The sequence below is a fragment of the Pseudoalteromonas sp. AS84 genome (assembly GCF_038900255.1).
Classification (GTDB): Bacteria; Pseudomonadota; Gammaproteobacteria; order Enterobacterales; family Alteromonadaceae; genus Pseudoalteromonas.
Map to the genome: position 1 here is coordinate 20,182 of NZ_JBBMQY010000028.1, position 25,706 is coordinate 45,887.

Consider the following 25,706-nt stretch of genomic DNA (forward strand, 5'->3'; position numbering starts at 1 on the left):
TTATAAATCATGAACCGCTATTTTTAACGGTTTCATAGTGTAACAGAGCAACGACACTCTAAATTTAGACATAAGATAGTTCAATATCTATTTTTACTAGGTTATTTTTAGTTGCCCATTGAAATGCAGGACTGTTTTCAATAAAAGCTTTAAAGCTATTAACTTCATTTAACGCAGAACACCACTTACTCGTTGTTGAAAGCGCAAACGCAGTCTCACTTGGCAAAAACTTAAAGGTCGTACTAAGTTGCTGCATGGCATCTGTTGCGTCATCTACGTCTTCTAAATCAGGGATTATTTGGCGTGTAATATCAACTATAAAATAGTCTTTACTTAAACTATCTCGCCCACACTGAAAAAGAAGCATATCGCCATCATTCTCCATCACCGTGTTTTCAATACGATTGCCCTCGTATAAATCAATAATAAAGCTGATGAGCTGCGCAATATCGTTATTTTTATAAAACTCAGAGTTCTCAATTTTAAATTCTATGTCTTCTATTTTCATAACAGACCTTAATACATAATAATTTGGTGGGTTAAATAATATTTGATCTTAGTTATTAATTTACACTTTGGCGTTTTCTAATGTCATAAGTTGCGATAGAACATACTGGCGCTACATTTACAAAATCAATAAATGCATAAATAATGAGGGAAATAACATAGTAATATCTTTATTTAAAAGCGGGTTACCGACTTTTTACCATAAATAAACTAAAACCGCTGTTTCGCGGTTTTAGTTTATTTAGGTCGTTTTACTGTAGTGTAGATTAATATTTAACTACTTAGCTAAAAAGCTAAAAAGCTAAATTTAAGCATAACGTTACGCTTGAAGCCATGCCGCAGTTCTATATTTTTCAAGCCCTGGCCAAGTATTCATATTTTGAGGGTCGTTAATTTTAAAACCACTTTTAGCGCCAAATTCTTCGCGAGTTTCATCTAAAAGTAAGCTACTCCACAAAAACGTTTCATTGGATTCACCTAAACAGTTATGACGAAAAACTGAAATATGAGTAACTACCTCTGATTCACTCATAACGTTTAAAACCTTATTCGCCATATTTAGAAGTTCTTCATGTTCAGAATAAAGTAAAATAAAATATAAATTATCGGTCGCTTTAACACTTCTTTTATATTCAATATCATCAGGTTCAATTTCAGAATCGATAGCTGCATCAATAGCGCTAATAAATGGCGTAATATCTTTTTCTGCGTTTATAAGAATAAAACATGGATCATCGTAACCACCCACCGTGTTAAGATGTTCTTGAATTAAAGGAGGTATACTTTTTAAAGATTTGCTCATTATTGACCTGCCTATTACTACTTATTATTAAAATATATTAAGAGCCTATATTTACTCATTTAAAATTTATATCTATCGATATACAGCCTCTAGCCGAGCATCAATTTTGGAGCAACAAGCCTGAACAGAGTCTGTATTTTCGATACTATTTATATTCAGCCTTATATAATGACTCGTTTTTATTAGCTTGAGCATAATTTTATGTACCGCTACCTTTCGCACTTATTACATCTTCAGATAAAAGCAGTTCATCGTCTTTATAAACTTCAAGCCAACCTGGCGGTGATGTATCGCAGCCAATAATAGTTACTTGTAGCACATAACTATAGCGACCATTTTTAAAGGTATAATGATGATTCCCACCGCTACCTTCAAATGTAATATCGCCATTTAGTAAAACCATATCAGGCTTGTCGCTTGGTTTTTTATTAATACCCCACACTGCATACCGATAATTGTGATCGCCTAAATCATCAACACGAATATGGTAGTTAGCCGTTTTCCAATCGAGTACTGGTTTTTCAAAAGTATTAATACTTAAATGCAAAGATTGCTTACCTTGTTCGATTAAGCTTTTAGCAAGTGCCTGCTCTTTAGTATTTTGTGTATTTACAGCAATAATTTTACCTTCGATATCTACCCACATAACGCCGTTATTTAGCATAATGCCGCGCCAACCAACTTTATCCCAATCGGTATCAATATTAGAGCTACCAATAACTGCGGCGAGGTCATCATTAAATATCTCATCAAAGCGGTTAATAAACTCAGCTTCATTTTTAATGTCAGGTATGGGGTATCGTCGTTTTAATGGGTAACGAACAAGTGCTGCAATTGCGGCTTTGTCATTAGCTTCAAATGCAGCAATAACAGGTGAAATGAACTCGTGATATTTTTTCTCAAGAGCAAATGTGCTAGATGTGAAAAGTAGAGATAAGCAAAGTAAGATGAAATTTAGATACTTCATTTTTAGTCCTTTAGCGCGTTCATGTCTTAATTTACCGCCTAAAGGCATGCTTAAACCTTTAGATGTTATAAAGATTAATAATAAATATATAGATTATTAATCCGCTTATAAACGAAGCTAATGCATTTAAGTAAACCCGGGTGTTATAGCCCTTAATAAACCATTCTTTTACTAACGTTATGGGAATCAAAACTAAGCACAAATAAGCAAACCAAGGGGATACAAACATATCAGCTAAGCTAGATTGCATTAAGAGATCACTATTGCCATATCTTTCGGTACTTATCACCTCATAACTCTCACGATCTAATGCGATGCCAGCGACTCCAAATAAGAAAATTATATGAGTAAATAGTAAAGCTAAATTTAAAGTTCTTTTTAACAAGCCAATATCACGAGTTTTAATAGTACACGAGCTATGCATTTTAGTTTTTCTGTTCCTAAAATATGATTAGAACAGCTAATTTGACTTGTTTTACGTCAAAGTGCAAAAATACTTTTATCAATATGATAATAAAAATGGTGAAGCAGAGTCAGATTACGTTACTTAAAATGAAACAGAGTTTGCTCTTTATTTTATTTTTTTGACTTAACCTTGGGTGTCATGGGTTGAAGTATCATCAGTAATTGAAGCTTTGAACAACAACGCCCTCATTTTTAAGGAACACCATTTAGTTCGAGTTTAATTTTTGGTACTCCTATGTCTGCAATACTAGCAGGCTTGTTCTGGCTAAAAATTAAAAATACCGAAATTAGCCTACACAGTTTAAATAAGTGGTACAGACTATATGGAATAACTTTATTACTTATGGTAGTTACTACACTTATTATACCAACATTATTGAAAGTAAAATTGATGATAAAGGTTATAGTATTTTTAATTGGTATGCCCGTGGTTCCATTTATGCACCGATATTTAGGTAACCGGTCAAAGCTATCGCATTAAAGAAGGCTTTAAAGTCAGAGTGGATAATATATTGGTTAAAACAACAAACGTCTAAACCAACTCCAGAAGTTGTCATGAACAAAATAGATGAGTTAGTAGCCAATAAACATTAATGATTTTAGAACAAAAAACGAGCCTAATATGGCTCGTTTTTGTTTTACTGATAGCTAAAAACTGACCGTTCGCTCTACTCTGGATCATACCCCAAGTTCGGCGACAGCCAACGTTCAGCCTCTTCAAGCGTCATATTGGTTCGTTTAGCGTAATCTTCGACTTGATCCTTTTGCACAGCGGCTACAGCGTAGTATTTAGCTTCGGGGTGTGAAAAGTACCAACCTGAAACAGCAGCACCTGGCCACATGGCGTACGAACTAGTTAGCTGCATACCAATGCGTTTTTCGGTATCGAGTAATTGCCAAATTTTCTTTTTCTCAGTGTGCTCTGGGCACGCTGGGTAACCTGGCGCTGGGCGAATACCTTGGTAGTTTTCGCGTATTAGCTCATCGTTTGCTAGGTTTTCGTCTGGTGCAAAACCCCAATACTCTTTACGTACTTTTTCGTGCAGGTATTCTGCAAACGCTTCGGCGAGCCTGTCGGCAACCGCTTTAACCATTATTTTGTTGTAATCGTCTTGCTGTGCGTCAAACGCATTTGCTAAGTCGTCTTCTTCTAGGCCGCCCGTTACTGCAAACGCACCAAAGTAATCAGGCGTGCCTTTTGGTGCGATGTAGTCGGCTAGGCAATAATTAGCAAAGTCGGTTTTTTCGGTTTGCTGGCGTAAATGGCACGAAGTAGTTAATACTTCTTTGCGTGTTTCGTCGGTGTATATTTCTATGTCGTCCCCAACGCGGTTAGCAGGGAATAAACCAATTACGCCAAGTGGTTGCAAACTGCCTGCTTTTTCAAGGTCGTCTAACATATCGTTAGCGTCTTTAAATAAGCTTTGCGCTTGCTCGCCTACTACTTCATCGTCCATTATGCGCGGGTATTTACCGGCAATTGACCACGTCATAAAGTATGGCGTCCAATCTATGTATTTACGCAAAGTCGCGATTGATACATTTTTAAATTCGGTCACGCCCAGCTTGTTAGGCACTGGTGGCGTGTAGTTATCCCAATCAAGCTTTGCTGCGTTATCGCGTGCGCGCTGGATTGTAACAGGCTTAGAGCGTGGTTTTTTACGCGCTTGTTGCTCGCGTACTTTTACATATTCAGCTTTAGTTTTAGCTAAAAAGTCAGGTTTAATGTCTTTTGATAATAAGTTTGAAACCACACCAACTGCACGGCTTGCGTTATTTACATACACAACGCCTTTGTCATATTGCGGCTCAATTTTTACTGCGGTGTGCGCTTTAGAGGTAGTTGCACCTCCAATAAGTAGTGGCAGTTCAAAACCTCGGCGTTTCATTTCTTTTGCTACGTGCACCATTTCGTCAAGCGATGGGGTAATTAAGCCCGATAAACCAATAATATCGGCTTTTTCGTCGATGGCGGTTTGCAGTATTTTATCGGCAGGTACCATTACGCCTAAATCAATAACTTCGTAGTTATTACACTGTAGTACCACGCCTACAATATTTTTACCTATGTCGTGTACGTCGCCTTTTACGGTCGCCATCACTATTTTACCATTGGTTGAGCCTTCTTCTTTTTCGGCTTCAATAAATGGGTCTAGGTAGGCTACGGCTCGTTTCATTACGCGCGCCGATTTAACCACTTGTGGTAAAAACATTTTACCTGCGCCAAATAAATCACCTACCACGTTCATGCCATCCATTAACGGCCCTTCAATTACGTGAATAGGTTTATCGGCAGCAGCGCGGCACTCTTCGGTATCTTCATCTATAAAGGTAGTAATGCCTTTTACAAGCGCGTGCTCAAGGCGTTTTTCTACAGGCCATGTGCGCCATTCTAAATCTTCTACTCGCTCGGCTTGTGCCATACCAGAGTATTTAGGTGCAAGCTCTACTAAACGCTCGCCTGCACCTGGGTCTGTGTTAAGTATTACGTCTTCAACGGCTTTACGAAGCTCTTCTGGTATGTCGTCGTAAACAGCAAGCTGGCCTGCGTTTACAATGCCCATATCCATGCCTGCTTTTATTGCGTGGTATAAAAATACCGAGTGAATAGCTTCACGTACAGGGTTATTACCCCTAAATGAAAACGATACATTAGACACCCCGCCCGACACTTTACAGTGCGGTAAGTTTTGTTTAATGCGGCGTGTGCCTTCAATAAATTCTACAGCGTAGTTGTCGTGCTCTTCTATACCGGTGGCTACGGCAAATATATTAGGGTCGAATATAATATCTTCTGGTGGAAAACCAATATCTTCTACTAATATTTTGTAGCTGCGGGCACATATTTCATATTTTCGGTCTGCTGTATCAGCTTGCCCGTCAGTATCAAACGCCATTACAACGGCAGCTGCACCAAAGCGTTTTATTATTTTAGCTTGGCGAATAAACGGCTCTTCGCCCTCTTTTAGCGATATAGAGTTAACAATGGCCTTACCTTGAATACACTTTAGGCCTGCTTCTATTACTTCCCATTTAGAGGAGTCGACCATAATGGGTACGCGTGAAATATCAGGCTCTGAGGCTATTAAGTTTAAAAACTTAACCATCGCGGCTTTTGAGTCCAACATGGCTTCGTCCATGTTTATATCAATTACTTGGGCGCCATTTTCTACTTGCTCGCGGGCCACTGTTAGCGCGGCTTCAAAGTCTTCTTCCATGATTAAACGTTTAAACATGGCAGAACCGGTTACATTGGTACGTTCGCCGACATTGGTAAATACTGCTATTTGTTGGGTCATGCTGGCTCCTTAATTTAAGTTACAGGCTTCAAGGCCTGATAAACGCATGCGTACTTCAAGATCGGGTAGTTGCCGTGGTTTAACGCCCGCTAAACCTTTTGCAAAAGCACGAATATGCGCAGGCGTGGTGCCACAACATCCACCTACAATATTAATAAAGCCCGATTTACCCCAATCGATAATTTCGGCTGCCATTTCAGGCGCTTCTAAGTCGTATTCACCAAACTCATTAGGCAAGCCCGCATTAGGGTGTACCGATGTAAAGGTTTCGCACACGCGCGAAAGCTCTTCTACATATTGGCGCAGTAAATCAGGGCCAAGCGCGCAGTTTAAACCAATCGAAATAGGCTTAATATGGCGAATAGAGTTATAAAATGCTTCGGTTGTTTGCCCAGAAAGCGTACGCCCTGAGGCGTCAGTAATAGTCCCCGATATCATAACTGGTAATGTGCGCCCTGCTTGCTCAAAGGCTTCTTCTACGCCAAACGAGGCGGCTTTTGCATTAAGCGTGTCGAATATAGTTTCGATTAGTATTAAATCGGCGCCGCCTTCCATTAATGCAAGGGTAGACTCTACATACGCAGTAACTAGCTTATCAAAGGTAACGTTTCGGTAACCCGGATCGTTTACGTCTGGCGAAATTGAACACGTTTTAGATGTCGGCCCTAAAACACCGGCTACATAGCGCGGTTTTTCTGGCGTTTTAGCCGTAAATTCATCGCAAATTGCGCGTGCTAATTTAGCCGACTCTACGTTTATTTCACGACTTAGGTTTGCCATGTCGTAATCTTCCATCGAAATAGTAGTCGAGTTAAACGTGTTGGTTTCGATAATATCGGCGCCCGCTGATAAAAAACCACGATGAATATCAGTGATTAAGTCGGGCTTGGTTAGGCTTAATAAATCGTTATTGCCTTTAATTAATACATGCCAGTCTTTAAAACGCTCTCCGCGATAGTCTTCTTCTTCTAGCTTATGATCTTGGATCATGGTGCCCATAGCGCCATCTAAAATTAAAATGCGTTCTTTTAATGCGGCACTTATTTCGGCTTGTTTATTATTTGTAGGCGCGTTATTCGGCATAGTTGTTAGTCCTCACGTCTTGGCTAACTAAATTAATATCATACGGTGTGGTTTGGTACACGTAGTAATTTAACCAGTTCGAAAAAAGTAAAAAAGCATGGCTTTGCCACGTTTTTGAAGGTTGTTTGGTTGCATCGTCATCCGGAAAGTAATTTTCGGGCTTTGGTGCATTAGGGCTTTTTTTACAATCGCGCTCGTATTCTGCTTTTAGCGAGTCGGCGTCGTACTCAGGGTGACCGGTTATAAACACTTGGCTACCCGATTTATTTTTAAGTAAGTAAGCCCCTACTCGCTCAGAACCTGCCAGTACTACTAGCTCATCGCAGGCGTTTATTTTATTTATATCAATGTGACCATAACGTGAGTGCGGTACTAAAAAGGTGTCGTCGAATCCGCGAGTCAGTGCACCGTGGTCAAAATAACATTGGTGGGTAAATACGCCACACAGTTTTTCGTCTCTTAAATCGCGCTTTAAATTGTAGCGATGATATAGCGCTGCATGTGCTGCCCAACACGAAAATAACGTAGAGGTAACGTGCTGCTCGGCCCAATCAATAATGACCTTTAGCTCATCCCAATACGCTACATCGTCGTATTCTAAATGGGCGAGTGGCGCACCAGTTACTATTAGCGCATCGTAATTGTTGTCTTTTACTTCTGAAAAATAACGATAAAAGGTATCAAGGTGCTCTTCTGAGTTGCTACTACTGCGGTGAGTGTCGAGGCGCAGTAGCTCTACGTTCACTTGCAAAGGCGAGTTGGCAAGCAAGCGAATAAACTGAACTTCGGTTTCTACTTTATTAGGCATTAAGTTTAAAATAGCCAAACGCATTGGGCGTATTTCTTGCGTTTTTGCACGTGTTTTTGGCATTACAAATACGTTTTCTTGACGTAAACGTGCAATGGCCGGCAACTCGTCTTTTACTGTAATTGGCATACTTTACTCCTGCTCATAAAAACCGAAGGCTAATTATGAACTGAAAGTAAAAAATATCAACCTCTAGATGTATAGATGTCTAAATGAAATTTATTCATGATTTTATACTTTACTTACAAGCATGCTTTAGTACTTTAAAACCCGCCATTCGTTGACTGTTTCACCTGCCAGCCACTACAATACAACATTGAAATTTTTATTATTATTTGAAGGCTTTCCTCCATGGTTTTACCTGATAAATTTATATTCTCGATGAGTCGAGTATCTAAGGTTGTGCCACCTAAGCGCACTATCTTAAAAGATATTTCGTTACACTTTTTTCCTGGCGCTAAAATTGGTGTGCTTGGTTTAAACGGTTCTGGTAAATCGTCGTTACTACGTATTATGGCCGGTGTTGACCAAGATTTTGAAGGTGATGCACATCCTCAGCCTGGTACAAAAATTGGTTATTTACCGCAAGAGCCTGTTTTAGACGAAAGCAAAACAGTGCGTGAAATTGTTGAAGAAGCTGTTGGCGAAGTTAAACACGCACTTAAACGTCTTGACGAAGTGTATAACGAATACGCCATGGAAGACGCTGACTTTGACGCACTTGCAAAAGAGCAAGGCGAGCTTGAAGCTGTTATTCAAGCGCACGATGGCCACAACATTGATAACGTTTTAGAACGTGCTGCTGATGCACTTCGCCTGCCAGAATGGGATGCTAAAATTGAGCACCTTTCAGGTGGTGAGCGTCGTCGCGTTGCTATATGTCGATTATTGCTTGAAAAACCAGACATGCTTATTCTCGATGAACCAACTAACCACTTGGATGCTGAGTCGGTTGCATGGTTAGAGCGCTTCTTACACGATTACGAAGGTACTGTTGTGGCGGTAACGCATGACCGTTACTTCCTTGATAATGTAGCTGGCTGGATATTGGAGCTTGACCGTGGTGAAGGTATTCCATGGGAAGGTAACTACTCTTCTTGGCTTGAACAAAAAGATGCGCGCTTACAGCAAGAACAAAAATCTGAAAAAGCACGTCAAAAATCAATTGCGCAAGAACTTGAATGGGTTCGTTCAAACCCTAAAGGTCGCCAAGCTAAGTCAAAAGCACGTATGGCTCAGTTTACTGAAATGCAGCAGTCTGATTACCAAAAACGTAACGAAACTAACGAGATGTTTATTCCACCTGGCCCGCGTTTAGGGGATCAAGTGCTTGAAGTAACTAACCTTCGTAAGAGTTTTGGCGATCGCGTTTTAATTGACGATTTAAGCTTTAGCATGCCAAAAGGTGCCATTGTGGGCATTATCGGTGCGAATGGCGCGGGTAAATCAACGTTATTTAAAATGATAAGCGGTGAGCAAGATCAAGACAGCGGTAGCATCACCGTTGGCGAAACTGTACACCTTGCGACCGTTGATCAGTTCCGCGATGGTATGGACGAAAGCAAAACTGTTTTCCAAGAAATATCAGACGGCCAAGACGTACTAAAAATTGGTAACTTTGAGTTCCCAAGCCGAGCGTATGTAAGTCGCTTTAACTTTAAAGGTAACGATCAGCAAAAGTTTGTTAAAGACCTATCAGGTGGTGAACGTAACCGTTTACACCTTGCTAAGTTATTAAAAGCTGGCGGCAATGTGTTACTACTCGATGAGCCAACTAATGACTTGGACGTTGAAACACTACGTGCACTAGAGAACGCTATTTTAGAGTTCCCTGGTTGTGTAATGTGTATCTCGCATGACCGTTGGTTCCTTGACCGTATTGCTACGCACATTTTAGATTACCGCGACGAAGGTCAAATTAACTTCTTTGATGGTAACTATACTGAATACGAAGAGTGGCTTAAAAAGACACTTGGCGCAGCAGCAACTGAACCTAAACGTATTAAGTACAAAAAAATCGGTTAATAGCTGATTTTAGATAAATTCTTAAGCCCTGCATTTATGCGGGGCTTTTTTATGCCACCAGCATTACAGGAGCATATATTGCTAGCATGTAGAGAATTACCCGCTATGCTTAATTTATTATAAAAACAGTAAGGCTAAATTGGGTTATGCAAAATCGTCGTCAGTTTTCTCGTGTGTTATTTTCGACTACCGCTTTGTTATGTTCTGATGACCACAAGTATCCATGTAAATTACTTGATGTATCGCTACATGGCGCATTGATTACAAATTGTGATGCTTTTATTGGCAACCAGAATAGCCAAGCTGCTTTGCATTTTTCGCTTCCTCAAAGCGATATAGAAATTAAAATGGAAGTGGTAATTTGCCACATTGAAGCCGATCATATTGGTTTAAAATGTCATCATATTGATATAGATAGCATTACCTATTTAAAGCGTTTAATAGAGCTAAACTTAGCTGATGACGAACTATTACATCGCGAACTCGCCATGTTGATTCACGACACACAAGAATAGACTCATTTGGATTAGTTGATTACCATAGTGCAAACTTTTTAACTTGTGCAAACATGACTTTAAATCCACATTTACCTTTGGTGTATCACCCTAACTACTCGTTTAATTTTGATCCAAAGCATCGTTTTGCAATGAGTAAGTTTGCACATTTATATCAGCATGTTGCAGAGCTTGGTTTAATCGGCAGTAACCTGGTAGAACCAATTCTCGGTACGCCAGAGCCGCTTGAGCTAATACACTGCGAAAACTATATACATGACTTGTGGAATAACCGCCTAGATGAAAAAGCAATGCGCCGCATTGGCCTACCTTGGTCAAAAGAGCTTATGGCACGTACCTTTACAGCACCTCAAGGTACGCTGCAAACAGCTCGTTTAGCACTTAAACATGGTATAGCGTGCCACTTAGCTGGTGGTACACACCATGCGCATACCGATTTTGGCTCAGGCTACTGCATGGTTAACGATTTAGCCTTTACTACGCAAACTTTAATTGAATCGGGTGAAGTAACTAACGTACTTATTTTTGATTTAGACGTGCACCAAGGTGATGGCACAGCCGCAATGTTAGAGCATCAAGCATACGCTTATACTTGTTCTATCCATTGTGAAAAAAACTTCCCCTTTAGAAAGTCCGCTAGCGATTTAGATATTGGTTTAGCCGACAACATGAAAGACGACGAATACCTTGCCATAGTTGACGAAACCTTGAGTTATTTACTAAAAGAGCTAAACCCAAGCTTGGTACTTTACGATGCAGGCGTTGATATTTGGCAAGGTGATGGCTTGGGTAAATTAGATATCAGTTGGGATGGAATAATCAAACGCGACCACTTAGTGCTTAAACGCTGCCTTGAGCACAACACGCCCGTTGCCACAGTAATAGGTGGTGGCTACGATAAAGACCACCTTCGCCTCGCTAAACGCCACGCTATTGTTGTTGAGCAAGCTGCTGGCTTTTAGTTTGAAATAAAAATGTTAAATTCTCGTTCTTATTTAATATGTAAAATAAGAACGAACATATTATGAAACAACTATTTATTGCCATCGCACTAATTTTTATAAGCTTTACAAGCTATTCGCAAGAAGAAAGCACGCAAGAAACATACCCTAAGCTACCTACATTAAATTTACAAATGGCTGATGGTTCTGCTCTCAATACTCAAGATTTATTAGGTCAACCTTACGTTTTACACTTTTGGGCAACGTGGTGTCCGTACTGTAAAAAGCTACAGCCAGCACTTCAAAAAATTGATGATATGGGCTTAAAAGTTATTGCCGTGAGCTTTAAAGAAGATGACGATGCTGCTCCTGCTAAAGCACTTTCTAGCAGAGGTTATACTTTTAAAACAGCCGTAAAAGCCGATGCAATAGCACAGCAATTAGGTATACGAGGCACACCTACTACATTATTTGTAAATAAAGAAGGCAATGTAATTTGGCTGACTAATACGTCAAACCCAGAAGATCCAAACCTACATTTAAAGGCACGAACTTTGTTGCACTCCATCGATATGGCAACTGAGTAACTTATTGCGCTTTCAATTGATTAGGTGTTAGACCTGTCCAGCGCTTAAAGGCTCGCCGAAAGTTAGGTATATCGTAAAAAGCTAAATGCTCAGCGACCTGTTCGTTATGTTTAGCGCACAGAGTAAGTAGGTAAATAGCTTTGTGCTTATTTTGCTCATCTATTAACGCAGAAAAGCGTACTCCATTAAGTTTGAGCCTGCGCTTAAATGTAGCTGAGCTCATAGCAAAGTGCTTTGCTGTACACTCTAAATTAGCACTTGGGTGAGAGTATAAGTATCTACAAGCGGCTTCAATAAAAGTCATGCTAACTACGTTTTTATTATCTAGCTGCGACTGCGCTTGCATGAATCGTAATTGACTCGCATGCGGGTTTTTAGCTCTTAACATGGCTTTATTTAATACCCAGCGAGTACATGGCTTATCAAAACTTACCTTTAGCCCTAAATTTTGTTCATATTCTTGAATATGCCTAGGGCGTTTAAAAGCAAAGTCGAACTGACAATACGGGTAACTTTCGCTCACTCGTTTAAGTAAACTATAAAATGCAGTGCTATATATCTCTAGCACATAGCGGTAAAGGCTTTCATCAAGCCCATGTGCTGGCTGAATATAAATATAAACGTTATCGTTTTTAATATACGTTTGGCTAAATAATAAAGGCGCTAATTGCATTCTTAAAAGTGATAATTGCTTTAATACTTGAGCTAAATTATCGCTATATATTAATGCCTGAGCTTCAGCTCGAGTGTCGTTAATAAGTTGACTACCGAGTAAAAAACCACTGTCAGTACTTTTCATCAATAACTTAAATTGAGCTAATAAACGCACCTGCTGAGACACACTAAATGCATGTTGAAAATTAAGTAAGTCTTGTTCAAAAATACCGGTACCGCGTAGCAGTTTATGTAAATTTATATCTCGGCTTTGAGCAAGCTCTACAGCTGACGTAATAAGCCCTTGAGCGCTTAAATATTTATCGTCTTGGCTAACAAACGTATGCACGGTGCACTACTTTTTGTTGATGCTTTTTTTTTTGTAATTGACTATGCAGTTGGCTTGTTAGTTTACTTGTACTGCTATGCTTATTACCTTGTATTAAGGCGGTAGTGACATATTGAAATTTTGCTTTTTTAGATGCTTCAACTTTAAATGCACAGTGTTTTAGCGCTCCTTTAATTTGCGCCATCAGCTCTTTAGCTTGCTGCTCTGTAGTGGCTGGCATTAATACCATAAAGCAGTCTCCTGCGTAGCGGCACACTACATCACTTAGTCGGCAGTTCATTAATAATAACTCGCTAATTTCACGTAGTAACCGGTCGCCTTCACTAAAGCCAAACTCACTATTAAAATGAGAAAAGTCGCGTATATCAATAGCTCCCAACCAAAACGGCTGTGTGTTAATTGATTGCTCATTAATTGCTGAATCTAGATACTGCCCCTTATAAAGACCCGTTATTGAACACACCTTATCGTGCTCACGTAAATGCGCTTCACGGCGGCGTAGCTGACGATTTAATACGTACTGCTCTTGATGCCAATAATACAAACCTATACTTGTTAATAACATGCCTAACGGAGCGGGCAGAGATTCAATCCAACTCAGCCATTGGTGCGCGGGGTGCATTAGCCATTCATCAAGTAAATCGAGCGTTGCCGAGAACATAAACAGCCCAACACCTATCACTAAGTAAGTGGTTACTTTACTCGGTGGTCTTGAAATTAATAACGCGACTATCCATACAAGTGTCATTAATACAATACCGCCCTCTCCCATAATATCGAGCCACTGAATACTGGCGTAAGTTTTTAATACTCCTAAATAACTACTTAAAAACACAGCGCTAAAAAACATCGCAATAATAGCGTTTATTAGTAATCGGTGGCTGATAAAAGGGTTAAATCGCATGTGCAGTATCTCGTTTATAAATGAGCTTTAAAGTTAGTTCATACAAGCTTGTGTTAGCAGGGTCATATTAGCTCAGCTATGTGACAACTAGATGATACATACCTTAAAAACAGCCCTGCACAGTAGATAACACCAGCCTTTACAGGGAGTGATAAAAGCTCAATACGCTCTACATATTGCTCAAGTACCTCTAAATACATGTATTTAAAATAAACCCTGTCACATTTACGTAATCAATTATCTTTAGCTTGCTCGCCATACCAAGAAACAACCCTGTAATAACCAAGAGCAAATACAATGAAACACTTTAAAATAAAAGCACTGGTAGCCGCATTAGCGTTATGTAACTTAACGGCTTATGCAGAAGATGATGCAAAAAAAAACACGAAAAAAGATATAGAAGTTTCTGATAAAATTGTTGTATACGGTGAAATTGGTTATAGAAATCGCTCTGACGAACTCGCGCCAACCTTAGAATACTCACAAGAGTACTTTCAGCGTTTTGAGCCATTAACTGCGGGCGATGCATTAAAGCGTGTACCTAGTGTTACATTTTTATCGGATGTACTTGAATCTGACGGTGCACGTATGCGGGGCTTGAGCCCTGCTTATACAAAGGTACTTATAAACGGTGAAGAAGTACCTGGCGCAGGTGCCGACCGTTCATTTTTTGTTGACCGAATTCCGGCTGAATTAATTGAACGCGTTGAAATTATTCGCTCATCAAGTGCCAATCGTTCAGCCGATGCGATAGCGGGCACATTAAATATTGTACTGCGCGATGGTTACAGCTTAGATGGTGGTTACTTACGCGCTGGTGGCTTGCTTTATGATGATGGCGAGTTTAAAGAAAGCTTGGCTGCTGTGTACGGTACTGAATTTGCGGGGGGGCGTTTATTACTTGGTGCAAATTTACAAGGCCGATATAACCCAAAACAAAAAACGAGCCTGCGCTACGGCGATAGCCCAGAAAACAATGTAAATTTTCAAACCGAAGAGTTTGATAACCGCGAAGACCAATCTGACACTCGCGATGGCGACGACACATCACTAAACGCCAGTTACGAAATTGTTTTTGATAACGATAGTCAGTTTAATATTAGCGCTATGTGGGTTGATACAGAGCGCACTGAAGATGAACGTTCGTTTGAATACGACGATACCACTGCAACCAGCAATGATATTGTAAATGGCGGAAACCTAGAAACCGATAATGCCAATGTTAAGTATATTGACCAAACTAATTACAACATCAATACCGCCTATGAATTTCCACTGCTAAACGGCACAAGTAAATTAAAGTTTGGTATCGCCAAATTTGACGAGTCGGTATACGAGCAAGAAGTAGAGCTTGATACGTCAGAGCTGCCAATGATATTTGAAGAAGAACAAGCTCAAAGTGACATAGACGATAAAGAATGGACCCTGCAGTGGCAACATAGCCAATCTTGGGGTGACAGCAAAGAAATTCAGTTTGGTGCATTTTTACAAAACAAAAAGCGCGATAGCAATATTTTTGAAGCCGAAGACGAGCTTGAATTAGCACTTACAAGCTGGGATCAATATGCGGGAACACCTTTATCTTTGGCTGTATTTACCAGTGAATTTGAACCGGTTGTTGGTGGCGTAAACACGCTAGAGGAAGACCGCTTTGATGTGTTTGCCCTTGTTAAACACCAAGATGATTTATTTGCCTGGGAATTGGGCGTTCGCTGGGAGTCTACTGATTCAAAAATTAATGATAAAACAATTGGTGTAACCGAAGATAACAATTACGATTTTGTTCTACCTTCTGCGCATTTTCGCTATAACGTGAGTGAGAATGGACGCGTTAGCGCCTCTGTTGCGCGTAGTTTACGACGCCCCGAGTTTGATTTTCTAACACCAGCACTTATCGAAAAAGAACTTGGCGATAACGACCAACTAGGTAATCCAGAATTAAAACCAGAATCAGCTTGGGGTATGGATTTAGGCTACGAATATCGCTTAGGTAAAAGTGGCGTTGTAGGCATTAATTTATTTTACCGCAAAGTAAACGACCTAATAGAAATAGCAAATGCAGGACAAGAAGGCTCTGAAGGAGAAGGTACATTTGTATTGCAGCCTCGCAACACAGGCGACGGTAACGTAAAAGGAGTTGAGCTTGATTTATCTACTCCGCTTGGCGCATTTAGCATGCCTAATACTGGCGTATTTTTAAATTACTCATGGCTTGATAGTGAAGTAACCGACTTTTTTGGGTCTCGAAAATTTAACGATCAATCAGACTACGTTTATAACGTTGGGTTTATTCAAGACTTACCCGATCTCAAAGCTGCATTTGGTGCAACTTACCGTAAGCAAGGTGATGCTTATGGGCGTATTGTAGGTGAAGAAGTAACAACATCTTACAGTGCCGATTTTGAAGTGTTTATAGAAAAACGCTGGGAAAACGTAACGCTGCGTTTAGTGGGCTCAAACCTGCTTGATGCAAGTAAAGACGAAACCTTTAATAAGTTTGATACCGTATCAGATCAGTTCGATCGTAGCTTTGATGAGTACGAAATTGAATCTGAAGAAGCAGGTCCGGTTTATCAATTAATGCTGCGTTACGCATTTTAAATCATGGTGTTTGCGTGGTAACAATGAAGTGACTTTCGATACGTTACTCAAAACGCTCTGATCAGCAAAGGGATTATAATGAATTTTAAATTAAATAAAGCAAAAGGTTTAGTGCTTACAAGCCTGCTAATAAGCACCTTAAGTGCTTGTAGCTATAACATATCAACTAAAAAAGCATTTGAGTCTATCGAGAGCACTGCTTTTGGCCCAAGTGAGAATATGCAAGGCTCGCAAGCCGTATGGATTAATGACAACAACTGGCTACTAGCAAGCGAAAGCCAAGGGTTGGTAATGGTAAACAGCCAAAACCAGCAGAGTAAAAACATTGCTAAAGGTAGTTTTGAGGCGCTTTCTATAAGTGCACTTAATAACTCCACTTATTTATTAGCGACCATTGATAATGACCAAGATAATGTCGTTATTTTTAAATTACAGCAAGCCAATAACAGCTGGAATTTAAAAGAGTTAACTCGTATTAGTCCACCACAAGCTCAGCCCGATACAGTGTGTTTATTTAATAATAAAAACAATAATACCGTGTCGGCATTTGTGCCTGATGTACGTGGTTTGATCACCGAAACTGTTATTTACGACACAAGTAATAATGAAACAACAAATGTAAGCATGCGTGAATTTGCAGGAGTAAGCGAAGCTGCAGGATGCGCTGTGAGCGAGCAAAGCAACACACTTTTTGTAAGTGAAGGTGAAGTGGGAATTTGGTCTATAAATGCCAATGCAGAGTCGCAAGCTGATAAAAAACCAATAGCACTCGTTGCTCCTTTTGGCTCACTAAATAGCGAAATAGGCGCTCTTTTTACATCAACCGACGGCACGCTGTGGTTTACAAGTACACATGATAATACAATTTATGCCTACAACCCTGTTACTAAAAGCATTAATAATTGGCAACTAAATGGCAATTTAGCTTTAGAGTCTGTTGCGGTTAAATACACCGCAAACAATAAGGCTATTGCGGTGTTATATAACGATGAAACAGGCGCATATACACAAAGTACAATACCAGCAACACCAGTTAAAAATGCGGGTAAAAACACTGTTAAAAAATTGACCCATATACATGCCAGTGCACAAACAACGCCTGTACAAGCATTTGGTGATGCCGCAGATGATCCCGCTATTTGGGTAAACTCAAGTAACCCTGCAAAAAGCTTAATTTTAGGCACAGATAAACGTCGAGGCTTAATGGTTTACAACTTACAAGGCTGGCTTGAACAATCAATTGAGATTGGTCGCTTAAATAATGTAGATGTTCGCCAACACCCTAGTATTAAAAATAGTACGAATACTTTAATAACCGCGAGTAATCGAACAAATAACAGCATAAGTGTTTTAACAGTTGATAATAACGAGGTAAAACACCTTAATGATATTGCAACCAATCTCAGCGAAATATACGGCATGTGTATGTATTCATCAGCAACAGGGAATTATGTATTTGTTAATGATAAGTCAGGTCTTTATCAGCAATATAAACTCAACGAAAGTGGCGATAAAGTAACAGGTAAATTAGTTCGAGAATTTAATCTACCTAGCCAACCAGAAGGCTGTAGTGCAGATGATGCGCGTGGTGAACTTTTTGCAGGTGAAGAAGACGCCGGTATTTGGTATATAGGCGCTGAGCCTACAGCTGATAATACACCGGTTATGCTACAAGGCATAAATGAGCAACTTGTTGATGATGTTGAGGGTATGGAAATTTACCACGGCACAAACGCACGTTACTTAGTTGTTTCTAGCCAAGGCGATGATAGCTACGTGCTGTATAAAATAAGTAATAATATTCAGGATGCTAAAACACCCAGTTTAGAGTTTGCAGGTAAGTTTCATATAGTAAGTGACTTGGTTAACGGTATTGATGGCGCATCAGAAACTGATGGGTTAACCGTAACATCGAAAGCGCTACCGGGTTATCCTGAAGGTATTTTAGTTGTACAAGATGGATATAACCGACTACCGCAGCAACCACAAAACTTTAAAATAATAGATTGGCGAGAAGTAAAAAAAGCAATTAAGTAACGCTTATTTAATTGAGGGTAATCACAATTGTAAAAGGCTCATTTGAGCCTTTTACATTACGCCTAACATTTGAATATTAAGTGTAATTAGCTCAATGTAATATATATTTTTATACTACAATTTAAGCTCATAAATTAATTGAGATTATAATGCGCCTACTACTTACTTTATTACTAATCACTTTAAGTGGCTTTGCCGCAGCTGAAGAAGAAAAAACAAAACTTCCACCAGTAGACCCCGCTTACAATGCTGAGCATCCAATGGTGTTGGTTAATCAAGGCTCGTCTATTATAGCAATGAATTTACCTACTTATAATTTACCCAATAATGTGCAAGTAGTTTATAAAATAGGGAACCCCGATGTTGCATTTTTGGGCTTTGTTAGAAATGCAGAACTAATCACCGTAAAGCCACAAGCGTTTAATATTCAGCATTTAATGCGTGGTGAGGAAATTACAATTACTGCCGATATTTACGAGGGTGATTATCAACAAGGTGGCAGTTTAATTTATTCAAAAAAAGAACTGGTCTTGGATAAGCAATTGTATGCTAGAGAGCTTAAAGAGTTGAGTGAATCATCACAATGGCAAGACTACGACATGATCACACTAAACGGTACTGAGCGTATTTATATTCATAAAATTCAAAAAGCGCCGAGCTATAACCATCTTATTTTTGTCGATTTAGTTAACGCCTGTATGCAAAAGTTTCGGACATCTAAACGTGTACCACCTGAAAATGAGCTTACCTATAAATTTATTAATTGCGGTACGCTTAAACCGCTTTATTACAATGCGGATGATTTTAAAAAGTAAAAGAGCGAGAATAAAAATGTTCAATTACTTTAATATTTAGGCATAAAAAAAGGCTCTTTCGAGCCTTTGGATTAACTTTGGAATAGTTAAAAATTTTTAAATTAGGTAAGCGTTAATAGCTGTGGAGCAACGCTGTGATAATCAACAGCCATAGCAATACTTAACGCTGTAATATTAATAATCGAAAATGCGAACACTTTACGTGCCCAACTGCTCATATCAATATTACGACGATAACCGCGCAGCGCCATTAACAACCACCAAAAGCTGGTAATACAAGCAACAGCCATAAAAGCAGCACCTGTGTAGCCAGTAATTGGCAATAACATCACAACTAATGCGTATACAGCGATGTAAAGTACGATATGGCGCTTTGCTTTATCAATACCTTGCGCTACTGGTAATACAGGAATACCTGCAGCTTGGTAATCTTTAAAGCGAAAAATAGCGATAGCGTAAGAGTGCGGCATTTGCCACAAGCTAAACATAACTAGCAGTATTAATGCGCCCATATCGAACAGCCCTGTTACGGCGCAGTAACCTACTACTGGCGGTACAGCGCCAGAAAGGCTGCCTACAAAAGTGCCATATACTGAGTTACGTTTCATGTAGAGACTATAAACCCCTACATAAATTACGTAGCCAAAGGCTGCAAAAAATACCGCGGCTTGAGTGGTATAGGCGATAAGTAAACCAAAGCCAATAACGCCCAATAAAATACCGTGGCTAAGTGCAGCAAAGGCCGACATTTCGCCTGTTACTGTTACTCGCGTACGAGTACGAGCCATGGCTACATCTATGTCTCTATCAATTACATTATTGATAGCACAACCCGATGCAACCACTAGCGACAAGCCAATTAATGTGGCAATCATTAACCATGGATCTATATCACCGCGCGAGGCAAGTAAAAACCCGCCCGCTACGCTGATTAAATTGCCCATGATAATACCCGGCTTAGTCACTGATAAATAACGACGAAACATCTTAAACTCCTAGTACATCATCATTGCGTTAGATTCATAAATGATCCAAACAGATAACCCAACCACCATTACGATGATCAGGGCACTGAATAGGAATGAAAAGGTACTTGCACGGCCATTTTCGGTCGTAAAATTAAGGTGTAAAAAGTATTTTAAATGCACCCAAATTTGTACGATTGCTAAAGTAACAATGCTCCAAAGCGTTGTTACTTTTGAGAAGTCACCTTCCATTACCATGTAAAACGGTATAGCAGTTAAAATTACCGATAGCACAAAGCCAATTAAGTAAGTTTTAACACTGCCATGAGATTCATCATGATGATCACTTTGCGTTTGCTTTAACGCATGCGTTTCGCTGTGGCTCATTACATTGCTCCCATCAAATAAACAACGGTAAATACACAAATCCAGACAATGTCTAAGAAGTGCCAAAATAGGCTTAAGCAGCTTAAACGCGTTACGGTTGCTTTACCTAGACCACGTTTAGCAACTTCAATCATCATTATGGTCATCCAAATTAGACCGGCTGTTACATGTAAACCATGTAAGCCAACTAATGAGAAAAACGATGTTAAAAAGGCACTTTGTTGTGGGCCATTACCGTGCACAATTAGATGATGAAATTCGTATACTTCCATACCAATAAACACAGCACCTAAACAAAACGTAACAAATAACCAAGTCAGTGTTAGTGCCTTTTTTTGCCCTTGAGCGGCAATCATGGCAAAGCCAAAGGTAATACTACTAATAAGTAGTGCAGCAGTTTCTACTGCTACAAAGTCGAGTTCAAAAATATCTTTACCCGATACACCACCTGCTGTGTTCATAAATAAAACAGCGTAAGTGGCAAAAAACGAGGCAAACAATAGGCAATCTGTCATTAGATATAACCAAAAGCCAAATATCGTATCGCCAGATGTGTCGTGATGATCATGCGCGTGGGCATGGTCATCGTGTGATACAGAGTCTAAACTTGCTGATTCTAAATTTGCTGAAAGTGTACTCACGCTTTTAGCTCCTTATTCCCACTTGAATTATATGCAGCTTCAATGCGTGCAATTTCATCAGGTTGTATGTAGTAGTCAACATCGCTGGTGTAACAACGCTTGATAAATATGGCAATTCCGCCCACTAGCCCTACAACAGCTAACCACCAAATGTGCCAAATCATTGCAAAACAAAAAGCGGTTAGGCTGGCTGCCATAAATACACCTGCGGAGGTATTCTTAGGCATATGAATTGGGCTGTAGCTTGCTTTTGTTTGATAAGCTTGGCCTTTTTCTTTCGCTTCGGTCCATGCATCAATGTCATCAATGTGTGGAATAGTTGCAAAGTTATAAATCTGTGGCGGAGAACTTGTAGCCCACTCAAGTGTGTGGCCGTTCCACGGATCACCTGTTGTATCGTCAAGCGCTTCGCGGTCTCTAAAGCTCACATATAGTTGAATAACTTGGCTAATAATACCGAACATAATAATTACAGCGCCGCCTGCAGCAATGTATAACCATATGTTCCAATCTGGATTATTAGTGTGGTTTAAGCGACGTGTCATACCTAAGAAACCAAGTACGTACAGCGGCATAAATGCTACGAAGAAACCAATAATCCAACACCAAAATGATGCTTTGCCCCATTTTTCGTTAAGTTTAAAGCCCATTGCTTTAGGGAACCAAAATACAAAACCGGCAAGATAACCAAATACAGCACCACCAATAATTGTGTTATGGAAATGTGCAATTAAAAATAAGCTGTTATGCAGTACGTAATCCGCACCTGGAATAGCAAGTAATACACCAGTCATACCGCCTACGGTAAAGGTAACCATAAAACCAAGAGTCCAAAGTACGGGTACACTAATACGTAAACGACCTCGGTAAATGGTAAATAACCAGTTAAACAACTTAACCCCAGTTGGTACGGCAATAACCATGGTCATTACCCCAAAGAAAGCGTTAACGTTAGCACTCGACCCCATAGTAAAGAAGTGATGTAGCCAAACAATAAAGCCTAAAATTGAGATTGCACCGCTGGCGTAAACCATCGATTTGTAACCAAATAAACGCTTACCTGCAAAGGTCGAAATAATTTCAGAGAAAATACCAAACGCTGGTAATACTAATATGTATACCTCAGGGTGACCCCATGCCCAAAACAGGTTGATGTACATCATGGCGTTACCGCCCGCTGCATTGGTAAAGAAGTGAAAGTCGAGATAACGGTCAAGCGTTAGCATTGCAAGTACTGCAGTTAAGATTGGGAATGATGCTGCAATTAAGATGTTTGCCCATGTACATGCCCATGTAAAAATAGGCATTTTCATTAGGGTCATACCTGGTGCACGCATTTTAAACACGGTCGCTAAAAAGTTTACTGCAGTTAGAAGTGTACCGAGCCCGGATATTTGCAAGGCCCAAATATAATAATCTACCCCCACCCCAGGGCTAAAGGTCAACTCCGAAAGCGGCGGATAGGCCACCCAACCTGTTTTAGCAAACTCACCAAACACTAGCGACATATTAATTAAAATGGCACCGCTGGCTGTAAACCAAAAGCTTAAGTTATTTAAAAATGGGAATGCAACATCGCGAGCACCAATTTGAAGTGGTAATACAATGTTCATTAAGCCAATCATAAATGGCATTGCCATAAATATGATCATAATTACGCCGTGGGCAGTAAATATTTGGTCGTAGTGCTCAGGTGGTAAGTAACCTGGCGCACCACTGGTAGCAAGTGCCAACTGCGCACGCATCATTATTGCATCAGAAAAGCCACGAAACAGCATTATTAGTGCTAAAAGAATATACATTACGCCTAAGCGTTTATGATCAACAGACGTGATCCAGTCGCGCCAAAGCACGCCCCACTTTTTATACTTTGTAATAAGCCCAGCAATAATAAGCCCAGCTATCGCAATAACCGACATCGTGAACACAAGAATTGGCTCATGAAACGGAATTGCGTCGAGAGAAAGATTACCTAATAACGACATTATTATTCCTCGCCTTGGCTGTGAGATGAAGGCATTGAATGCTCATCCATTTCATGATGTTTTTTACTCATTTGCCCATGTTCGCCCATTGCATGATGTTTTTTATTCATGTCGCCATGTGCCTGCATGTATTTCATAACGATGGTATGAAATAAGCCGTCATCAACTTTGCCGTAATAAGCAACAGGGTTATTTTCGCTCGCTTTTGCAAGCTCAACATAATTTGCATGAGTTAGGTTATTAGCATTTGTTTTAATGTTACTAACCCACTTATCAAAATCTGCTTGAGTAGGGGTAGCAATGGCATTAAATTTCATACCAGTAAAACCAGCGCCACTGTAATTTGCCGAAAAACCTTTAAACGTGCCGGGCTCATTTGCAATTAAGTGAAGCTTGGTTTCCATCCCAGCCATTGAGTATATTTGACTACCCAATTGCGGAATAAAAAATGAATTCATTGTGCTCTCTGAAGTGATTTTATATTCAACAGGTACATTTGCCGGAAAAACTAGTTCGTTCACCGTAGCAATACCTTGCTCAGGATATATAAATAGCCACTTCCAGTTTAATGAAACCACTTCAACAGTAAGATGTTTACCTTTACCTTCAATTGGTTTGTATGGGTCAAGCTCTTGAGTAGACACCCAAGTAATAACACCTAAAATGATTACAATAACAACAGGGACTGCCCAAACTGCGGCTTCAATTTTATTTGAATGAGCCCATTTTGGAGCATAAATTTCATGAGTTTGCGTGTCTCTATATTTCCAAGCGAAATACAAAGTCATCACAATAACGGGAACGACTACAAGCAACATAAGCACGGTTGCGATGATGATTAAATTTTTCTCATCAATGCCTATCTGCCCTTTTGGATCGAGTATCCCGCCTTTACAGCCTGACAACGCCAGCACTGTACTAGCTAAAGCAATATTACAAAGGTTACGAATTAACAAGGGAGTATCCTACAAACCTAGAGTTTCAATTTGCTGCTTAAAATAAAAACCAAAGCAACGATTTTTCAATAAAAACCCAAGTTAACTAGAATTAAATTATAAAAATAAGGGGGCTATTCAAAACCTAAAGCTCATGCCATTAATGACCTAGCAACAAACCCAGCTTTCTAAACGCATTTATATAACGTAATAAAAGTTAACTTGGGTGAGTGGTGGTTGGCTGAAATGTGTTTAAAAAACACAGAGCTACTTTGTTTTAGCTAACCTTAATTATTTACAGCAAGAACAAATAATTAAAACCAGCAACAAGATGCAGCGTTACAGGCAACCTGTAAAGCTAGGTGGAGCACGACAACCATGTGAAGAGATCACAGGCTGAAGAACTTTAGCCTCGCTAAAAGCAAAGGCTGCTTTACGGAGGATTATGCCAGCACGACGCGCTGGACAAATATGGAACAATAACCAACAAAGGCCAATAAGTAACTGACTTGATATGATTGGATGAGCTAAAAATCCAGCAATAGTAAGTAACAGGGGCTCTACAATAAACCCATCACTCAATAATGCTTCAAGCTTGAAGGCATCCTCTAATGCACCGCTTAGCAACATTACAGTATTAAACACTAATAAAGTTATAGCTACACACACGCCCTTGCCTGCTTTATTCAAGCGTTCACACGCCTGCGGCTCGCCAGAGGCAAGTTCCGTAGTTGTATGATGCAAAGAAAGTGTGTTCAAAGACATTAACCTACTAAAATGACTATAACAAAATTAGAGTAATACAGTTTGCAATGGAAAAATTTAAAAAACATTGCTGTTGTAAACCCTAAAACCAGGTGCTAAATACAATCAAATCCAGCTAGCACATATTTACCTAGCGAAAATTGATCCGTATCAACCAAACTTTCAAAACTTACTGAAAGTTCGAATGTGAGTATAACAAAGAGAATTTTCTGTTCAACTAAAAATCAATTAATTTGAGTTAAGCTTTCGAAGCTATTTTGTTAATAAAAAATAACACGATAAGAAACATTTGGTTAGCTAAAATAAAAAACGATTTAAAGAGAAATGTTTAATAAGATTATAGGTTTTTAGGAGGGAGTAATAATTGTGTCGCACAAATAAAAACAGCCCAAATTCAGTCACCACCGAACTTGAGCTGCCTTTCACACTGACAACATCTTCACACACAATATAAAGATTTTTGGTTTACACTGCGTGGCATTGTAGGGAATAAAAACAACTCAAACTCAGTCACCACTGAACTTGAGTTGCCTTTCACACTGACAACATCTTCACACACAATATAAAGATTCTTGGCTTACACTGCACGGCAATTGTAGGGAATAAAAACAACTCAAACTCAGTCACCACCGAACTTGAGTTGCCTTTCACACTGACAACATCTTCACA

The 25,706-nt window shown here is 39.6% G+C and carries 21 protein-coding genes; 7 read left to right on the forward strand and 14 right to left on the reverse strand.

The genetic code is table 11. From position 1 onward, the window contains the following. Positions 1 to 64 precede the first annotated feature (64 nt). From WNY79_RS19205 to metA, 6 genes are all read right to left on the reverse strand, one after another. Complete coding sequence (locus tag WNY79_RS19205) at positions 65 to 508, reverse strand: hypothetical protein (protein WP_342876648.1); 444 nt, start codon at positions 506 to 508, stop codon at positions 65 to 67. 318 nt (positions 509 to 826) lie between these two features. Beyond that, a complete protein-coding gene (locus WNY79_RS19210) occupies positions 827 to 1,309 on the reverse strand; it encodes a hypothetical protein (RefSeq protein WP_342876649.1) in 483 nt (160 codons plus the stop codon). A 199-nt stretch (positions 1,310 to 1,508) separates the two neighbouring features. After that, positions 1,509 to 2,276 (reverse strand): hypothetical protein, encoded by a 768-nt coding sequence (locus tag WNY79_RS19215; RefSeq protein ID WP_342876650.1) that lies wholly within the window; start codon positions 2,274 to 2,276, stop codon positions 1,509 to 1,511. A gap of 1,133 nt (positions 2,277 to 3,409) precedes the next feature. Then, entirely contained in the window at positions 3,410 to 6,040 is a 2,631-nt protein-coding gene (gene metH / locus WNY79_RS19220) for a methionine synthase (RefSeq protein ID WP_188161165.1), read from the reverse strand. Positions 6,041 to 6,049: 9 nt separating this feature from the next. Further along, positions 6,050 to 7,123: a homocysteine S-methyltransferase family protein gene (locus tag WNY79_RS19225; RefSeq protein WP_342876651.1), complete on the reverse strand. Its 1,074-nt coding sequence runs from the start codon at positions 7,121 to 7,123 to the stop codon at positions 6,050 to 6,052. Continuing rightward, positions 7,113 to 8,060, reverse strand: a complete 948-nt coding sequence (gene metA / locus WNY79_RS19230) for a homoserine O-succinyltransferase (protein WP_342876652.1) — start codon at positions 8,058 to 8,060, stop codon at positions 7,113 to 7,115. Before metA ends, WNY79_RS19225 begins: the two co-directional genes overlap by 11 nt. A gap of 222 nt (positions 8,061 to 8,282) precedes the next feature. Between metA and ettA the strand changes: the two genes are divergently transcribed. The 4 genes from ettA to WNY79_RS19250 all read left to right on the forward strand — a co-directional run bounded on the left by ettA (position 8,283) and on the right by WNY79_RS19250 (position 11,999). Continuing rightward, complete coding sequence (gene ettA, locus WNY79_RS19235) at positions 8,283 to 9,956, forward strand: energy-dependent translational throttle protein EttA (RefSeq protein ID WP_342876653.1); 1,674 nt, start codon at positions 8,283 to 8,285, stop codon at positions 9,954 to 9,956. 146 nt (positions 9,957 to 10,102) lie between these two features. Continuing rightward, positions 10,103 to 10,471, forward strand: coding sequence for a PilZ domain-containing protein (locus WNY79_RS19240; RefSeq protein ID WP_342876654.1), 369 nt, complete (start codon positions 10,103 to 10,105; stop codon positions 10,469 to 10,471). 53 nt (positions 10,472 to 10,524) lie between these two features. Continuing rightward, positions 10,525 to 11,433 carry a histone deacetylase gene (locus WNY79_RS19245; protein WP_024598273.1) on the forward strand — a complete coding sequence of 303 codons (909 nt, stop codon included), beginning with the start codon at positions 10,525 to 10,527 and terminating at the stop codon, positions 11,431 to 11,433. A 62-nt stretch (positions 11,434 to 11,495) separates the two neighbouring features. Beyond that, positions 11,496 to 11,999, forward strand: a complete 504-nt coding sequence (locus WNY79_RS19250) for a TlpA disulfide reductase family protein (protein WP_024598274.1) — start codon at positions 11,496 to 11,498, stop codon at positions 11,997 to 11,999. A gap of 1 nt (position 12,000) precedes the next feature. Here WNY79_RS19250 and WNY79_RS19255 read toward each other — a convergent pair whose 3' ends face one another. Beyond that, positions 12,001 to 13,002, reverse strand: a complete 1,002-nt coding sequence (locus WNY79_RS19255; RefSeq protein WP_024598275.1) for an AraC family transcriptional regulator — start codon at positions 13,000 to 13,002, stop codon at positions 12,001 to 12,003. Further along, entirely contained in the window at positions 12,986 to 13,906 is a 921-nt protein-coding gene (locus tag WNY79_RS19260) for a GGDEF domain-containing protein (protein ID WP_342876655.1), read from the reverse strand. The genes WNY79_RS19255 and WNY79_RS19260 overlap by 17 nt, the downstream gene beginning before the upstream one ends. A gap of 297 nt (positions 13,907 to 14,203) precedes the next feature. Here WNY79_RS19260 and WNY79_RS19265 point away from each other — a divergent pair, with 297 nt between their 5' ends. The 3 genes from WNY79_RS19265 to WNY79_RS19275 all read left to right on the forward strand — a co-directional run bounded on the left by WNY79_RS19265 (position 14,204) and on the right by WNY79_RS19275 (position 19,359). Then, a complete protein-coding gene (locus tag WNY79_RS19265) occupies positions 14,204 to 16,507 on the forward strand; it encodes a TonB-dependent receptor (protein WP_342876656.1) in 2,304 nt (767 codons plus the stop codon). Between the two features lie 78 nt (positions 16,508 to 16,585). Next, entirely contained in the window at positions 16,586 to 18,544 is a 1,959-nt protein-coding gene (locus WNY79_RS19270; protein ID WP_342876657.1) for a phytase, read from the forward strand. 149 nt (positions 18,545 to 18,693) lie between these two features. Next, positions 18,694 to 19,359: a hypothetical protein gene (locus WNY79_RS19275; protein WP_342876658.1), complete on the forward strand. Its 666-nt coding sequence runs from the start codon at positions 18,694 to 18,696 to the stop codon at positions 19,357 to 19,359. A 101-nt stretch (positions 19,360 to 19,460) separates the two neighbouring features. Here WNY79_RS19275 and cyoE read toward each other — a convergent pair whose 3' ends face one another. From cyoE to WNY79_RS19305, 6 genes are all read right to left on the reverse strand, one after another. Further along, positions 19,461 to 20,345 (reverse strand): heme o synthase, encoded by an 885-nt coding sequence (cyoE, locus tag WNY79_RS19280; protein WP_076925147.1) that lies wholly within the window; start codon positions 20,343 to 20,345, stop codon positions 19,461 to 19,463. A 9-nt stretch (positions 20,346 to 20,354) separates the two neighbouring features. Then, entirely contained in the window at positions 20,355 to 20,711 is a 357-nt protein-coding gene (cyoD, locus tag WNY79_RS19285) for a cytochrome o ubiquinol oxidase subunit IV (protein WP_076925148.1), read from the reverse strand. Next, entirely contained in the window at positions 20,711 to 21,352 is a 642-nt protein-coding gene (gene cyoC / locus WNY79_RS19290; RefSeq protein ID WP_076925149.1) for a cytochrome o ubiquinol oxidase subunit III, read from the reverse strand. Before cyoC ends, cyoD begins: the two co-directional genes overlap by 1 nt. Then, positions 21,349 to 23,337 (reverse strand): cytochrome o ubiquinol oxidase subunit I, encoded by a 1,989-nt coding sequence (gene cyoB, locus WNY79_RS19295; RefSeq protein ID WP_076925150.1) that lies wholly within the window; start codon positions 23,335 to 23,337, stop codon positions 21,349 to 21,351. Before cyoB ends, cyoC begins: the two co-directional genes overlap by 4 nt. A 2-nt stretch (positions 23,338 to 23,339) precedes the next feature. Further along, positions 23,340 to 24,293, reverse strand: a complete 954-nt coding sequence (gene cyoA, locus WNY79_RS19300; protein WP_076925151.1) for a ubiquinol oxidase subunit II — start codon at positions 24,291 to 24,293, stop codon at positions 23,340 to 23,342. A gap of 318 nt (positions 24,294 to 24,611) precedes the next feature. After that, positions 24,612 to 25,031 (reverse strand): hypothetical protein, encoded by a 420-nt coding sequence (locus WNY79_RS19305; protein ID WP_294122916.1) that lies wholly within the window; start codon positions 25,029 to 25,031, stop codon positions 24,612 to 24,614. Positions 25,032 to 25,706: the final 675 nt, after the last annotated feature.